Annotated in this window: 15 protein-coding genes; all 15 read left to right on the forward strand. The window is 65.7% G+C overall.

Going from position 1 to position 14,467, the window contains the following annotated elements; all coding sequences use genetic code 11:
- Entirely contained in the window at positions 1 to 1,581 is a 1,581-nt protein-coding gene (locus ACVIW0_RS08330) for an FGGY family carbohydrate kinase (protein WP_461351877.1), read from the forward strand.
- Positions 1,574 to 2,614: a 2-hydroxyacid dehydrogenase gene (locus tag ACVIW0_RS08335; protein WP_461351878.1), complete on the forward strand. Its 1,041-nt coding sequence runs from the start codon at positions 1,574 to 1,576 to the stop codon at positions 2,612 to 2,614. The genes ACVIW0_RS08330 and ACVIW0_RS08335 overlap by 8 nt, the downstream gene beginning before the upstream one ends.
- Positions 2,615 to 2,651: 37 nt before the next feature.
- A complete protein-coding gene (locus ACVIW0_RS08340; RefSeq protein WP_461351879.1) occupies positions 2,652 to 3,380 on the forward strand; it encodes a class II aldolase/adducin family protein in 729 nt (242 codons plus the stop codon).
- On the forward strand, positions 3,377 to 4,885 hold the full coding sequence (locus tag ACVIW0_RS08345) for a glycerol-3-phosphate dehydrogenase (protein ID WP_461351880.1): 1,509 nt from the start codon (positions 3,377 to 3,379) through the stop codon (positions 4,883 to 4,885). Before ACVIW0_RS08340 ends, ACVIW0_RS08345 begins: the two co-directional genes overlap by 4 nt.
- A 470-nt stretch (positions 4,886 to 5,355) precedes the next feature.
- Positions 5,356 to 6,717, forward strand: a complete 1,362-nt coding sequence (locus ACVIW0_RS08350) for an ABC transporter substrate-binding protein (RefSeq protein WP_461351881.1) — start codon at positions 5,356 to 5,358, stop codon at positions 6,715 to 6,717.
- Between the two features lie 68 nt (positions 6,718 to 6,785).
- Positions 6,786 to 7,760 carry a carbohydrate ABC transporter permease gene (locus ACVIW0_RS08355; protein ID WP_461351882.1) on the forward strand — a complete coding sequence of 325 codons (975 nt, stop codon included), beginning with the start codon at positions 6,786 to 6,788 and terminating at the stop codon, positions 7,758 to 7,760.
- Complete coding sequence (locus tag ACVIW0_RS08360; RefSeq protein ID WP_461351883.1) at positions 7,757 to 8,719, forward strand: carbohydrate ABC transporter permease; 963 nt, start codon at positions 7,757 to 7,759, stop codon at positions 8,717 to 8,719. The genes ACVIW0_RS08355 and ACVIW0_RS08360 overlap by 4 nt, the downstream gene beginning before the upstream one ends.
- Positions 8,720 to 8,787: 68 nt before the next feature.
- Positions 8,788 to 8,916, forward strand: coding sequence for a hypothetical protein (locus tag ACVIW0_RS08365; protein WP_461351884.1), 129 nt, complete (start codon positions 8,788 to 8,790; stop codon positions 8,914 to 8,916).
- Between the two features lie 3 nt (positions 8,917 to 8,919).
- Positions 8,920 to 10,017 (forward strand): ABC transporter ATP-binding protein, encoded by a 1,098-nt coding sequence (locus ACVIW0_RS08370; RefSeq protein ID WP_461351885.1) that lies wholly within the window; start codon positions 8,920 to 8,922, stop codon positions 10,015 to 10,017.
- Entirely contained in the window at positions 10,010 to 11,035 is a 1,026-nt protein-coding gene (locus ACVIW0_RS08375; protein ID WP_461351886.1) for an ABC transporter ATP-binding protein, read from the forward strand. Before ACVIW0_RS08370 ends, ACVIW0_RS08375 begins: the two co-directional genes overlap by 8 nt.
- A 22-nt stretch (positions 11,036 to 11,057) precedes the next feature.
- On the forward strand, positions 11,058 to 11,681 hold the full coding sequence (gene dhaL / locus ACVIW0_RS08380) for a dihydroxyacetone kinase subunit DhaL (RefSeq protein ID WP_461351887.1): 624 nt from the start codon (positions 11,058 to 11,060) through the stop codon (positions 11,679 to 11,681).
- On the forward strand, positions 11,678 to 12,070 hold the full coding sequence (gene dhaM, locus ACVIW0_RS08385) for a dihydroxyacetone kinase phosphoryl donor subunit DhaM (protein ID WP_146989240.1): 393 nt from the start codon (positions 11,678 to 11,680) through the stop codon (positions 12,068 to 12,070). The genes dhaL and dhaM overlap by 4 nt, the downstream gene beginning before the upstream one ends.
- Before the next feature lie 32 nt (positions 12,071 to 12,102).
- Positions 12,103 to 12,405: an HPr family phosphocarrier protein gene (locus tag ACVIW0_RS08390; protein ID WP_461351888.1), complete on the forward strand. Its 303-nt coding sequence runs from the start codon at positions 12,103 to 12,105 to the stop codon at positions 12,403 to 12,405.
- Position 12,406: 1 nt separating this feature from the next.
- Positions 12,407 to 14,026: a phosphoenolpyruvate--protein phosphotransferase gene (gene ptsP / locus ACVIW0_RS08395; RefSeq protein ID WP_461351889.1), complete on the forward strand. Its 1,620-nt coding sequence runs from the start codon at positions 12,407 to 12,409 to the stop codon at positions 14,024 to 14,026.
- The gene (locus tag ACVIW0_RS08400; RefSeq protein WP_461351890.1) at positions 14,016 to 14,441 is read left to right on the forward strand and encodes a hypothetical protein; all 426 of its coding nucleotides are present in this window, start codon (positions 14,016 to 14,018) and stop codon (positions 14,439 to 14,441) included. The genes ptsP and ACVIW0_RS08400 overlap by 11 nt, the downstream gene beginning before the upstream one ends.
- The last annotated feature ends 26 nt before the right edge of the window (positions 14,442 to 14,467 follow it).

Raw genomic sequence — 14,467 nt, forward strand, 5'->3', positions numbered from 1 at the left:
ATGGCCGCTTCCGCACGCCGCGACGTCATCATCGGCATCGATGCCGGCACCTCGCTGATCAAGGCGGTGGCGTTCACGCTGGCCGGCGAGCAGCTTGCCGATGTCTCGCGGTCGAATGCGTATAGCAGCGCGCCCGGCGGCCACGTCGAGCAGGACATGGCGCGGACCTGGAGCGATACGGTCGCGGTGATTGGCGCCCTTGCGAACGCCGTACCCGATCTATCCGCGCGGATCGCGGCGATCGCGGTGACCGGGCAGGGCGACGGCACCTGGCTGATCGATGACGACGGCCGGCCGGTTGCGCCGGCGCTGCTGTGGCTCGACTCGCGTGCCGGGCGGCTGGTCGAGCAGATCCGCGCCAGCGAGCGCAACGCCCCGCTCTACCGCCGCACCGGCTCCGGGCTCAATGCCTGCCAGCAGGGACCGCAGCTGGCTTGGCTGCAGGCGCACCTGCCGGAGACGATCGCAAGGGCGACAACGGCCTTCCATTGCAAGGACTGGCTCTATTTCCTGCTGACCGGTAAGCGTGCCACCGATCCGTCGGAGGCGACGTTCTCCTGCGGTGAATTCCGCAAGCGCGGCTTCGATGCGGAGACCGCACGGCTGATCGGCATCGCCGATCTGACGCATCTGTTCCCGCCGGTGGTCGATGGCGCGGTGACGACGCATCCACTCTCAGCCGCCGCGGCCATGGAGATCGGCCTGCCGGAAGGCGTGCCGGTCTGCCTCGGCTATGTCGACGTGATCTGCAACGCGCTCGGGGCCGGGCTCTACGATCCGTCACCGGAGGTCGGCTGCACCATCATCGGCTCGACCGGCATGCATATGCGGCTGGTGCCGAGCGCAGACGCGGTGACGCTGAACCGCGAGGCCACCGGCTATACCATGCCGTTTCCGGTGCCGGGTCACTATGCCCAGATGCAGTCCAACATGGCGGCGACGCTGAACATCGACTGGATGCTCGACCTCGCCTGCGACATGCTGGCGGCAGAAGGCGTGACGCGCACGCGCGCCGAGTTGATCCGCCGGCTCGACGATCAGGTGCTGCGGGCCAGGCCCGGCGAGGTGCTGTTCCATCCGTTCATCTCCGATGCCGGCGAGCGCGGCCCGTTCGTCGCGCACGAAGCCAGCGCGCAGTTTTTCGGCCTGCGCACGCGCCACCGCTATGGCGATCTGATGCGCGGCGTGATGGAGGGCCTGGCCTTCGCCGCGCGGGATTGCTACGCCGCGATGGGGTCGCTGCCGCGCGATCTCAGGATCACCGGCGGCGCGGCGAAGAGCCGTGCGCTCGGCGCCATTCTCGGGGCTGCGCTCGATTGCGACGTCCGCATCTGCAGCCGCGCCGAGGCCGGCGCCGCGGGTGCTGCGATGATCGCCGCGGTCGCGACCGACGCCTATCCCGACATGCGCGCCTGCGCCGAGCAGTGGGTTGCGCCGCATCTGAGTGCGCCGCAATCGCCTGACGCCGCGCTGGCGAAGCGCTACGCCAGCATCTTCCCGACATATCTCGATGCCAGGCTGGCATCGCGACCGGTCTGGAAACAACTCGCCGCGCTGCGCGCCGGAGGCGACCATGTCTAAGTCCATCGCCATCGTCGGCGACCGTTTCATGCTGCCCTCGGTGTTCGCCGAGCATATCCGCACCGCCTGCGGCAACGGCGTCGATATCCGTTCCCTGGAGCAGCCCTGGCCGGACGAGCCGATGGAGCACGGCTATGCCGGCTCGAAGCTCGACGGCCTGAAGGAGTTCATGGGGCAGCCGGACGAGATCATCGACTTCATCGGCGACGCCGAGCTGCTCGTCACCCATCTGGCGCCGATCTCGCGATCGATGCTGGAGCGGCTGCCGATGCTGAAGTTCATCGCGGTGTCGCGGGGCGGCCCGGTCAATATCGACATGCAGGCGGCGCGCGACCACGATGTGCTGGTCGTCAATACGCCCGGCCGCAATGCGAGCGCCGTGGCGGAGTTCACCATCGGCGCCATTCTCGCCGAGACCCGTTTGATCCGCAGCGGCCATGAGGCGCTGCGCGGCGGCGAATGGCGCGGCGATCTCTATCGCGCGGACCGCACCGGGCGCGAGCTCGGCGAGATGACGGTCGGCATTGTCGGCTATGGCGCGATCGGCAGCCGCGTGGTCAAGCTGCTGAAGGCGTTCGGCTGCAAGATTCTGGTCGCCGACCCCTATGTCCAGCTCAGCGCCCAGGACCGCAATGACGGCGTCGAGCATGTCGCACTCGGCGAATTGCTCGGCCGCGCCGACGTCGTCACGTTGCATGCGCGGGTGACGCCCGAGACCACGCATTTCATCGGACGCGACGCGTTGGCGCGGATCAAGCCGGGTGCGTACCTGATCAACACTGCGCGGGGGCCGCTGGTCGATTATGAGGCGCTGCACGATGCGCTGGCATCGGGTCATCTCGGCGGCGCCATGCTCGACACCTTCGCGGTCGAGCCGGTGCCGGCGGACTGGCCGTTGTTGCGGCTTCCCAACGTCACGCTGACGCCGCACATCGCCGGCGCCTCCGTGCGTACCGTCACCGTAGCCGCCGAGCAGGCGGCCGAAGAGGTTCGCCGTTACCTGGCCGGCGAACCGCCGCGCAATCCGTGCTGAAGAGGCGCAAGCCGTGCTGAAGAGAAAGGCAGTCCGTATGACCCGTGAGGAACGACAATTGCGCGAGGCGATCATTGCCAAGTGCCGATGGATGAACGCGTCGGGTCTGAACCAAGGGACATCAGGCAACATCTCCGCGCGCTACAAGGACCGGATGCTGATCACACCGTCGGCGACCCCCTACGATTCGATGAAGCCCGAGATGATCGCCTCGATGCCGCTCGAGGGCGAATATGGAGCCTGGGAGGGGCCGCTGCAGCCATCCACCGAATGGCGCTTCCATCTCGACATCACGCGCGCCCGGCCCGATGTCGGCGCCATCGTCCATACCCACTCGACCTATGCGACGGTGCTCGCGATCGCGCGCAAGCCGATCCCGGCCTGCCACTACATGATGGCGGCGTTCGGCGGCACCGAGATCCGCTGCGCCGGCTATGCGCGCTACGGCACCAAGGAATTGTCCGATCACGCGATCGCCGCGCTCGAAGGCCGCAACGGCTGCCTGCTTGCCAACCACGGCATGATCGCGCTCGGCGCCAATCTCGACAAGGCGATGTGGCTCGCGGTCGAGCTCGAGACCATTGCGAAGCAGTATTATCTCTCGCTCGCGCTGGACTCGCGCGTCATCCTGACCGACGAGGAGATCGCCGAGACCGCGAAGGGGTTCTCGACCTACGGCTTGCAGGCGCCGAAGCCGACCAAGGCTCGTGCGACGGCCAAGGCGGCGCCGCGCCGTGCCGAGAAACGGCGTAGCGGCAAGCGATGACGGGCACTGCGCCGGTCGCAGGCACGGATCACGGGCTGGTCGATGTTGCGGTCATCGGTGGCGGCATCAACGGTGCCGGCATCGCCCGCGATGCCGCCGGCCGCGGGTTGAAGGTGCTGCTCTGCGAGAAGGATGATTTCGCCGAAGGGACCTCGTCGCGTTCCGGCAAGCTGATCCATGGCGGCTTGCGCTATCTCGAATATTACGAGTTCCGTCTGGTGCGCGAGGCGCTGATCGAACGCGAGGTGCTGCTCGCTTCCGCGCCGCACATCATCTGGCCGATGCGCTTTGTGCTGCCGCACTCGCCGGAGCAGCGACCGGCTTGGCTGGTCCGCACCGGGCTGTTGCTCTACGACCATCTCGGTGGCCGCAAGCAGCTGCCGGCGAGCCGCAGCCTGGATCTGGCGCGCTCCCCCGAGGGCGCGCCGCTGCATCAGGAATTCCGGCGAGGCTTCGAATATTCGGACTGCTGGGTCGATGACAGCAGGCTGGTGATCCTCAACCTGATCGATGCGGCGCAGAACGGTGCCCGCATCCTGCCGCGGACGCGGGCGGTGCGCGCGCGCCGCGACGGCGAAACCTGGCTGCTCGAGATGCAGGGCGGCGACGGCAGCGCGCAGATCGTGCGGGCGCGTGCGCTGGTCAACGCCGCCGGGCCGTGGGTTCAGGATGTGATCCAGGGCGTGGCCGGGCTGAATTCGGCGCAGAGCGTGCGGCTGGTCAAGGGCAGCCACATCGTGGTGCCGAAATTCTGGAACGGGCCGCAGGCCTATCTGCTGCAGAACAGCGATCGCCGGGTGATCTTCGTCAATCCCTACGAAGATAATCTTGCGCTGATCGGCACGACAGACATTCCCTATCACGGCCGCGCCGAGGACGTCGCGATCGGCGCGGACGAGATCGACTATCTGCTGCAGGTGCTGCGCCGTTATTTCAAGACCCCGCCGCAGGCAAGCGAGATCGTGCACGCCTTCTCGGGCGTTCGGCCGCTCTACGACGACAATGCCGACAATCCGTCGGCCGTGACGCGCGACTATGTGTTCGAGGTTCATGGCGCCGACGGAGCGCCGCCGCTGCTCTCGATCTTCGGTGGCAAGATCACCACCTATCGCCGGCTGGCGGAGCAGGCGATGCAGCGCCTCGCGCCGTGGTTTCCCAAGCTGTCGTCAGCCTGGACCGCGATTCGGCCGCTGCCGGGCGGTGACATCGGCGGCAGCTTCGATGATTTCGAGAAGGGATTGGCGCGTGCCTATCCTGATCTGCCGCCAACGCTCGTCCGTCACTATGCCCGGCTCTATGGCACGCGCGCGCGCGAGCTACTGGGTTCGGCGCGCAGCTCTGCCGACCTCGGCCGTCATTTCGGCGGCGACTTCTATGAACGCGAAGCGGTGTATCTGCGCGAGAGGGAATGGGCGGAACGCCCCGCCGACTTCCTCGATCGGCGCACCAAGCACGGCTTGCATCTGACGCCGGCGCAGCGGCTCGCATTCGCAAGCTATCTCTAGGCGATCGTCAACTTCGCGCGCGGTGACGCGTCAGCCACGTGCTCCGGCGCGCTGAACGTTCAGTAAAATAATTTATTAAACAGAATTGCGGACGGCGCCTCGCTGTTCGCCCGTTGCTGCCCGAATGCGCCGCGCGTCGTGAGCGCTGATGCGAAAGAGTCCAAAATGCCTTTGCGGCACTGCAATCGGCTCGCGCTCTGTGCACATGTAGAGCACTTTTCGTCGAGTTCGCAAAACCGGCTTGACGGCCTCCGGAATTTAGTAATACGTTTAGTATTACAAAAACGATAAACATCGCGCATCGAGCAGATGTGTCGGGAGGAGCCCAGCCCAATCCGGACCCGAATGTCCGGAAGCGCTTTGTCTCGCTCTCCAGCATCGCTCATCAACTCGGTTTCGAAATCCTCGGCGTCGATCCGGCAGGGATGCGTCGAGCGGGTTAGGTGCTTCAACGATAGGGAGGAATGGATATGCGAACACTGGGATGGTTACGCAGTACGGCGGCATCCGTGGTTGTTGCGGCCGCGGCACTCGCCGGTCTCGGCAGCGGCGAAGCCGCAGCGCAAGGCAAGCAGCTCACGCTGTGCTGGGCGGCATGGGATCCGGCCAACGCGCTGGTCGAACTGGGCAAGGACTTCACCAAGCAATCCGGCATCGAGATGAAGTACGAGTTCGTCCCCTGGACGAGCTATGCCGACCGCTTCCTCAACGAGCTCAATTCCCACGGCAAGCTCTGCGATCTGATCATCGGCGACAGCCAGTGGATCGGCGGTGCCGCCGAGAACAAGTGGTACGTCAAGCTCAACGACTTCTTCGACAAGGAGAAGATCTCGATGGACGACTTCGTCCCGGCGACCGTCGTCGGCTACTCGCAGTGGCCGAAAAACACGCCGAACTACTGGGCGCTGCCGGCGATGGCCGATGCGGTGGGCTGGACCTACCGCAAGGACTGGTTCTCGCGGCCCGAGATCCAATCCGCGTTCAAGGCCAAGTACGGCCGCGACCTGGCGCCGCCGAAGACCTATGACGAACTGAAGCAGATCGCCGAGTTCTTCCAGGGCCGCGAGATCGACGGCAAGAAGGTCTATGGCGCCTACATCTTCACCGAGCGCGGCTCGGAAGGCATCACAATGGGCGTGACCAACGTGCTCTACAATTACGGCTTCGCCTACGACAATCCGAAGAAGCCGTACCAGATGCAGGGCATCGTCAACTCCGCCGACGCGGCCAAGGGGCTCGAGTTCTACAAGGAGCTCTACAAATGCTGCACCGCGCCGGGCATGACCAACGCCTACATGCAGGAAGGGCTTGATGCATTCAAGTCCGGCCAGGTCGCGATGCAGATGAACTGGTTCGCCTTCTTCCCCGGCCTCTACAAGGATCCGAATGTCGGCGGCGACAAGATCGGCTTCTTCGTCAATCCGGCCGGTCCGAAGGGGCATTTCACCCAGCTCGGCGGCCAGGGCATCTCGGTGGTGGCGACCTCCGACCGCAAGGACGACGCGCTCGCCTACATCAAGTGGTTCGCGCAGCCCGCCGTGCAGCAGAAATGGTGGCAGATCGGCGGCTACTCGGCCCTCAAGGCGGTGGTCGACGCGCCCGACTTCCCGAAGAGCGCGGCGTTCGCGCCGCAATTCCTGGAGTCGATGGGCATCGTCAAGGACTTCTGGGCGGAGCCGTCCTACGCGCAGCTGCTGCTCGACATGCAGAAGCGGGTGCATGACTACGTCGTCGCCGACAAGGGCACGTCGCAGCAGGCGCTCGATCTCCTGGTCAAGGACTGGACCAAGGTGTTCAAGGAGCAGGGCAAGGAAGTCGCCTCCTCGCAATAGCAGGCGCCAACACTCCACCTGAACTGGCTTCCCCGACTAGATCTCGGGGAAGCCGATCCAGCCAGCCGATGGACATGATGACGACGATCCTGCAACCCGATCATGCTACGATCCCGGGCGTGAGCAAGCCTGTTACATCCCGCACTGCCCGGCGCGGCCGCGGTCTGTCGGACCGGACCATTGCCTGGCTGTTCGTCGCGCCGACGATCGCGCTGTTGCTTGCGATCAATATTTTTCCGCTGATCTGGATGATCCGGCTGTCCTTCACCAACCTCAACCTCAGCATGTCCTATCTGCCGCTGCGGTTCGTCGGCCTCGACAATTTCAGCGACATCCTCAACGACGAGGACGTCTGGTTCCGCCTGCAGACCACGGCGCAGTTCGTGATCTCGTCGGTGGCGTTGCAGGTGGTCGTCGGCTTCGGCCTGGCGCTGTTGATCAACCGCCAGTTTCGCGGCCACAGCTTCTGGACCACGATCATTTTGCTGCCGATGATGCTGTCGCCGGCGGTGGTCGGCAATTTCTGGACGCTGCTGCTGCAGCCGCAGATCGGTCCGTTCAACCATCTGATCAGCCTGTTCACCGGCGTGCCGCCGAGCTCTTTCAGCATGACCGGGCAGGTGTCGCTTGCGCCATGGACCATCGTGCTGGTCGATACCTGGATGTGGGCGCCCTATGTCATGCTGATCTGTCTCGCAGGGCTGCGCTCGATCCCCGACTACATCTACGAGGCGGCGGAAGTCGATCGCGCCTCGGCATGGCGGCAGTTCTGGTCGATCACGCTGCCGATGACGGTGCCGTTCCTGATGCTCGCGGTGCTGTTCCGCGCCATCGAGAATTTCAAGATGTTCGACATGGTCAACCTGCTGACCTCGGGGGGGCCCGGCTCGACCACCGAGCTGGTCTCGATCTCGCTGAAGCGCGCGGCGTTCGAGAAGTGGCGCACCGGCTATTCCTCGGCGCTCGCCATCATCCTGTTCGTGACCGTGTTCGGTGCCGCCAACATCTACGTCAAGACGCTCAACAAGGTGAAGCAACGATGACCGCTGCCGCCGCCAAATCCACCGCGCATTCCATCGTCGAAGCCTCGCCGCGCGCCAAGGCGTTCGCCGGCGGCCTCGTCATCCTCTATGCCGTGATTACCATCCTGCCGCTGCTGTGGATCGTCGCCACCGCCTTCAAGTCGCAGAGCGACGCCATTGCCTATCCGCCCAAGGTGATCTTCGAGCCGACCCTCGAAGGCTATGTCAACCTGTTCACCGTGCGCACGCGCCAGACGCCGGACTTCATCGCCAAGCTGCCGCCGCCGCAGACCTGGTACGACAAGTTGGTGCGGCAGCGCGACATGGTGATCGCCGGGCCGTCGAAAGTCGTGCCGCGCTTTGTCAACTCGCTGATCATCGGCTTCGGCTCGACTTTTCTTGCGGTCTTCCTCGGCACGCTCGCGGCCTACGCATTCTCGCGCTTCCGCATACCGCTGGCGGACGATCTGCTGTTCTTCATCCTCTCGACGCGCATGATGCCGCCGGTCGCGGTGGCGATCCCGATCTATTTGATGTACCGGCAGCTCAATTTGACCGACACGCGGCTCGGCATGATCCTGCTCTACACCGCCGTGAACGTCTCGCTTGCGGTGTGGCTGCTCAAGGGCTTCATCGACGAGATCCCGCGCGAGTATGAGGAAGCAGCGCTGGTCGACGGCTACACGCGGCTGCAGGCGCTGCGCAAGGTGGTGCTGCCGCAGGCCGTTACCGGAATTGCTGCGACCGCGATCTTCTGCCTGATCTTCTCGTGGAACGAATATGCGTTCGCGGTGCTGCTGACCAGCGGCGAGGCGCAGACCATGCCGCCCTTCATCCCCTTCATCATCGGCGAGGGCGGGCAGGATTGGCCGGCGGTTGCCGCCGCGACCACGCTGTTCGTCGTTCCGATCGTCATGTTCACCGTACTGTTGCGCAAGCATCTGCTGCGCGGCATCACCTTCGGAGCGGTGCGCAAATGAGCGGCTCTGTGGTTGCCAAACGTAGCGTAGCGCGCTGGTTCCGGCGTGGGCCGTGGGAGGCCGTCGCGATGACCCTGATCGGAGGCGGCATCATCATGCTGGTGCAGCCGTGGTCGATCGACCTTTACAGCTACTCCTTCGTGACGATCCTCTCCGGCACGGTCGGCTTCGTCATAGTCAGTCATTTTCCGGAATAGGCCATGGCACAGATCCGCATCGAAAATCTGCGCAAGTCGTTCGATCAGTTCACCGCGGTGGAAGGCTCGACCTTCACGATCGACGACGGCACGTTCTTCGCGATGCTCGGGCCGTCCGGTTGCGGCAAGACCACCACGTTGCGCATGATCGCCGGCCTCGAATTGCCGACTGAAGGCAAGATCCTGCTCGACGGCGAGGACGTCACGTTCCACCGCGCTGCCGCCCGCGATATCGCCTTCGTGTTCCAGCTGTTCGCACTCTATCCGCACATGAATGTCGGGGAGAATATCGGCTTCCCGCTGAAGTGCCAGGGCATGGCGAGGCGCGAGATCCGCGAGCGGGTGCAGGAGACCGCGCGGATGTTGCGGATCGAGCATCTGCTGTCGAGCAAGACCTCGAAGCTGTCGGGCGGCGACCGGCAGCGCGTTGCGCTCGGGCGGGCCATGGTGCGGCGGCCGAAGGCATTCCTGATGGACGAGCCGCTCGGCGCGCTCGACGCCGAATTCCGCCATCTGATGTGCGGCGAATTGCGCGACCTGCACGATCGCATCAAGGCGACCACGGTCTACGTCACGCATGACCAACTCGAGGCGATGTCGATGGCCGACCAGATCGCCGTCATGAACAAGGGACGGGTCGAGCAGATCGGCACGCCGCAGGAGGTCTATGACCGACCCGCCAGCATGTTCGTTGCCGACTTTATCGGTTCGCCGCCGATGAACTTCCTGCGCTTCGAGGGCAGCCTGCGCTCCGGCGATCGCGCGGTCTCTTTGCACGACACGAGGCTTGCGGTGCCGGAGATCCGCGAGGATCGCGCCAGCGCGCCGCTGGCGCTCGGCATTCGTCCAGAGCATATCCGCTTCGCCGACGCCGGCGCTGTGCGCGGCGAGGTGTTTGGCGCGGAATATCTCGGCACCACCCAGATCGTGACCGTCGATACGGCCTATGGCCGGGTCGCGGCGCGGCTGCCGTCGAGTGCGTCGGTGCGGATCGGCGAGACCATCGGCCTCGAATTCAACGCAGCACGGCTGGCGCTGTTCGACATCGGCAGCGGCCTTGCGATCCGGACCGCGAGCAACGAGGGCCTGCGACATGGCTGACGTCACCCTGCGCAACGTCACCAAGCGCTTCGGCGCGGTCGAAGCGGTCCGCGACCTGTCGCTGACGGTGAACGATGGCGAGTTCCTGGTGCTGCTCGGGCCGAGCGGCGCCGGCAAGACCACGACGCTGCGGCTGATCACCGGACTGGAGAGCCCGGATACGGGCTCGGTCATGATCGACGGGCGCGACGTGACGCGGAATCCGCCGGGCTCACGCGACATCGCCTTCGTGTTCCAGCAATACTCGCTGTATCCGCATCTGACGGTCTACGACAATCTGGCGTTTCCGCTGCGCTCGCCGGCGCGGCGGGTGGCGGAGCCGATCATCCGCAAGCGCGTCGAGCAGACCGCCGAGCTGCTGCATATCGCAAGCAAGCTGAACAACCGCGCCACCCGGCTGTCCGGCGGCGAGATGCAGCGCGTCGCGATCGGCCGTGCCCTGGTCCGCGATCCCTCGATCTATCTGATGGACGAGCCGCTGTCCTCGCTGGACGCAAAGCTGCGCGCGGAGCTGCGGCTCGAGCTCAAACGGATCCAGATCGAGCTGGGCGCCACGATCCTTTACGTCACCCACGATCAGGTCGAGGCGATGACGATGGCCTCGCGCATCGGCGTGATCAAGGACGGCCAGTTGCTTCAACTCGGCACGCCACGGGAGATCTACGAGAGCCCGTCCAGCAGCTACGTCGCCTCGCGGCTCGGGACGCCGCAGATCAACTTCCTGCCGGCGCGCCTGCTCGCCGATGTCGCGATGCCGGCTGGAACCGAAACGGTCGGCATCCGTACCGAGCATCTTCGGCTCGCCGCGCGCAATGGCGGGCAGATGACCGGCCGCGTGCATCGGGTCGAGCACCTCGGCGAGCAAAATCATATTCACCTGGACTATAAGGGCGAGACGCTGGTGACGCTGGCCGATCCGCATCAGCCGCTGCAGGCCGGCCAGGATGTCGACTTGCATTTGGTGCATCCGTTGTGTTTCGACCGTGCCGGGCAGCGCATTGCCACGGCGGTTCATTAGAGGGGGCGAGAGGATCGAACAGATGTCGGTGCCAGCAGAGACATTCAAGTCGTTGGTCAAGGCGGCCGCGGAGCAGGTCATCGCCAGCGCGCCGGAGCTGACCAGCCTCGATCAGGCGATCGGCGACGGCGACCACGGGACCAACATGAAGCGCGGTTGCGAGGCCGTGCTCGGCAAGCTCGACGCCATCTCGGCACAGCCGCTCGACGAGGCCTTCAAGATGATCGGCAAGACCCTGGTGATGACGGTCGGTGGCGCCTCCGGGCCGCTCTATGGCAGCTTCTTCCTGGCTGCGGGCGAGGCGCTCTCGCATGACAAGCATCTGCCCGAGGATCTCGCCGATGTGTTCGGCAGCGCTGTGAACGCGGTGAGCGCGCGCGGCCGCTCGCAGGTTGGCGAGAAGACGATGCTGGATGTGCTGGTTCCCGTGCTCGAGACGTTGAAGACGGCGGCCGGCCAGCCGGATCTGATCGCGCGGGTGCGCAGCACCGCGATCGAGGCGGTCGAGCGGACCGCGCCGATGCAGGCCACCAAGGGACGCGCGTCGTTCCTTGGGGCACGCAGCGTCGGGCATGTCGATCCCGGCGCGCGGTCGAGCTGTGTGCTCGTGCAGGCGGTGTGCGCGGGCCTGGAGGCACGCGCATGACCGACACCGTGGGAATCGTGATCGTCTCGCATTCCAGCGACATCGCCAAGGGAACCGCGGACATGGTGCGGCAGATGGTCGGCAGCGAGGTCAAGGTGGCGTTCTGCGGCGGCAATCCGGACGGCGGATTGGGCACCAGCGTGCCGCTGATCATCGACGCCATCAATGCCGCCTGGTCACCCAAGGGCGTCGCGGTCCTCGTCGATCTCGGCGGTGCCGAAACCAACAGTGAAATGGCGGTCGAGATGCTGGAGCCTGCGCGACGCGATCTCGTTGTTGTCTGCAACGCGCCGATCGTCGAGGGCGCGGTGATGGCGGCGACTGAAGCGGCGGGCGGCAGCACGCTGGCCCAGGTCAAGGCCGTGGCCGAAGAACTCTCTGCCGACTGAAAATGTTGGCGATGCGATGATGGATGATGAGCATGCTTGATAAAGCGGACGGACAGAACTTCACCGGCAATGTGCGGCTGGTGCACGCGGTGGGCATGCATGCGCGCCCGGCGGTCAAGCTGACCAAGCTCGCCAAGAAATTCCAGGCCCAGATCTCGGTGCGAGTCGCGGGTGCGCCCGAATGGATCAATGCCAAGAGCGTGGCCAAGATCATGGCGATGCGCGCCGCGCACGGCAGCACGATCGAGTTCAAGGCGTCCGGCAGCGACGCCGAGGCCGCCGTCGCCGCGCTGGTCGATCTGGTCGCCAGCGATTTTCCGGATGGAGCGGGCTAGCATGCAGGGCGGCGTTGCAGGACTGGCTTACCGCGGCAGGACCGCCTCGATCGGCTTTGCCCATGGCCCGCTGGTCCGTGTCGACGCGGGCGCGGGGGGGGAGCGGGTCGCCGGCACGCTGGTCGAGGAGGCGCTCGCGCTGCGCAAGGCGATCGATCTCGCCAGCGGGCAGATTGCCGATCTTGCCGCCAGCGCCGGCGGCGAAGCCGCGCAAATCCTCGAATTCCAGGTCGCATTGCTCGAGGATGAGGATCTGATTGAGGCGATCTTCGCGTCGATCGGCGAGGGGCGCCCGGCCGACGTCGCATGGCGTTCGACGCTCGACGAGCAGATCGCGGAGTACAATGCGGCAGAGGATGAGTATCTGCAGGCTCGCTCGTCGGACCTTGCGGATTTGCGCGACCGTGTGGTCCACATCCTGCGCGGCGACGCGGGCGAGCCGCTGAAGATTCCGAGCGGCGGCGTGGTCTGTGCCGATGACCTGCCGCCGTCGCGCTTCCTGGAGATCGACTGGTCCGGCGGCGGCGGCCTGGCGCTGCTGCACGGCAGTCCGACCAGCCATGTCGCGATGCTGGCGCGCGCGCGCGGCATCCCGATGGTGGTGCAGCTCGGCGCCATTCCGCATGCCGGCACCACGGCGCTGCTCGACGGCGAGGGCGCAACGCTGGAGCTTGATCCCAGCGCCGAGCAGGTGCGCATCTTCGAGAAGCGGCGCGAGAGCCATCGCAAGAGCAGGGCATCGGCGCGCGCCATCCTGCGGCGGCCGACGGCCTCGTGGCGTGGCGAGCACATCAAGCTGCTGATCAATATCCAGCGCGTCGACGACCTCGATCACGCGGACGCGCAATATGCCGACGGCATCGGCCTGATGCGGACCGAATTCCTGCTCGCGGGTCGGAGCGAGCTGCCCGACGAGGAGACCCAATTGCAGGCCTATGATGCGGTGTTGCGCTGGGCCGGCCAGCGGCCTGTTACGGTCCGCACGTTCGATGCCGGCGGCGACAAGCCGGTGCCCGGTTTCACGCCGGACGGCGAGGCCAATCCGTTCCTCGGCGTGCGCGGCCTGCGGCTTTGCCTGGCCCGGCCGGAGATCTTTGCCGTCCAGCTTCGCGCGCTGGCCCGCGCCGCGGTGCGCGGCAATCTCAAGGTCATGTTCCCGATGGTGACGTCGGCCGACGAGCTCGAGGCAGGGCGGAAGCTGTTCGCCGACATCGTGCAGCGCTTGCAGGCGGACGGCATTGCCGCGATGCTTCCCGAGCTGGGAATCATGGTCGAAGTCCCGGCGGCGGCCCTTGCGATTACGAGCTTCAAGGCGTCCTTCTTCTCGATCGGCTCGAATGATCTCACGCAATATGTCCTGGCCTGCGATCGTTCCAACGGAGCTCTCGCCCCCCTGATGGATCCCCTGCATCCCGCAGTGCTCGAACTGATCGCGCGGACGGCGGAGCACGGCCGCCGCGCCGGCATCAGCGTCAGCCTGTGCGGCGACATGGCCGGCGACCCGCGCTGTCTCCCAGCGCTTTTGAACTGCGGGCTGCGCGAATTGTCGGTGAATGCGTCAGCCCTGGCGCAGATCAAGCAGACCATCGACCGGCTGAGCAGCGGAGGCAGTGTTGGCTGACACGGCGGCCGATGAAGCGCCCGAAGCCGGCGCCGTTGCGGTCTACAAGCGCATCTTCAAGGAAGTGCTGGAGAGCCGCCCGTCCGGCATGCGGCTGCGGCTCGCCCATGCGATGGGCAAGAACCGCAGCTTCGTCAGCCAGATCAGCAACCCGGCCTATCCGGTGCCGATCCCGGTGCAGCATCTCAACACGATCTTCGACGTCTGCCACTTCCCGCCGCAGGCGAAGACGGCTTTTTTGCGCGCCTATGCCCGCGCGCATCCGCGCCGTGTCGGCCGGTTGAGCGAGGGATCGCATGAGCGGACGCTGACGCTGCATCTGCCGGATCTCGGCAGCGCCAAGCGCAATGCCGAGCTCGACGCGCTGCTCCAGGAGTTCACGAGGCGCCTGATTGCCGTCATGCGGGAAAAATAGGCGAAAACGCCGAACGAGGCGGGGAG

The organism is Bradyrhizobium sp. USDA 4454 (genome assembly GCF_054822705.1).

Coding starts and splice junctions, on each gene's coding strand:
- ACVIW0_RS08360 (WP_461351883.1), top strand. CDS start 7,757: ATGACCGCTGCCGCCGCCAAATCCACCGCGCATTCCATCGTCGAAGCC.
- ACVIW0_RS08355 (WP_461351882.1), top strand. CDS start 6,786: ATGGACATGATGACGACGATCCTGCAACCCGATCATGCTACGATCCCG.
- ACVIW0_RS08375 (WP_461351886.1), top strand. CDS start 10,010: ATGGCTGACGTCACCCTGCGCAACGTCACCAAGCGCTTCGGCGCGGTC.
- ACVIW0_RS08340 (WP_461351879.1), top strand. CDS start 2,652: ATGACCCGTGAGGAACGACAATTGCGCGAGGCGATCATTGCCAAGTGC.
- ACVIW0_RS08335 (WP_461351878.1), top strand. CDS start 1,574: ATGTCTAAGTCCATCGCCATCGTCGGCGACCGTTTCATGCTGCCCTCG.
- ACVIW0_RS08345 (WP_461351880.1), top strand. CDS start 3,377: ATGACGGGCACTGCGCCGGTCGCAGGCACGGATCACGGGCTGGTCGAT.
- dhaL (WP_461351887.1), top strand. CDS start 11,058: ATGTCGGTGCCAGCAGAGACATTCAAGTCGTTGGTCAAGGCGGCCGCG.
- ACVIW0_RS08370 (WP_461351885.1), top strand. CDS start 8,920: ATGGCACAGATCCGCATCGAAAATCTGCGCAAGTCGTTCGATCAGTTC.
- ACVIW0_RS08390 (WP_461351888.1), top strand. CDS start 12,103: ATGCTTGATAAAGCGGACGGACAGAACTTCACCGGCAATGTGCGGCTG.
- ACVIW0_RS08330 (WP_461351877.1), top strand. CDS start 1: ATGGCCGCTTCCGCACGCCGCGACGTCATCATCGGCATCGATGCCGGC.
- dhaM (WP_146989240.1), top strand. CDS start 11,678: ATGACCGACACCGTGGGAATCGTGATCGTCTCGCATTCCAGCGACATC.
- ACVIW0_RS08365 (WP_461351884.1), top strand. CDS start 8,788: ATGACCCTGATCGGAGGCGGCATCATCATGCTGGTGCAGCCGTGGTCG.
- ptsP (WP_461351889.1), top strand. CDS start 12,407: ATGCAGGGCGGCGTTGCAGGACTGGCTTACCGCGGCAGGACCGCCTCG.
- ACVIW0_RS08350 (WP_461351881.1), top strand. CDS start 5,356: ATGCGAACACTGGGATGGTTACGCAGTACGGCGGCATCCGTGGTTGTT.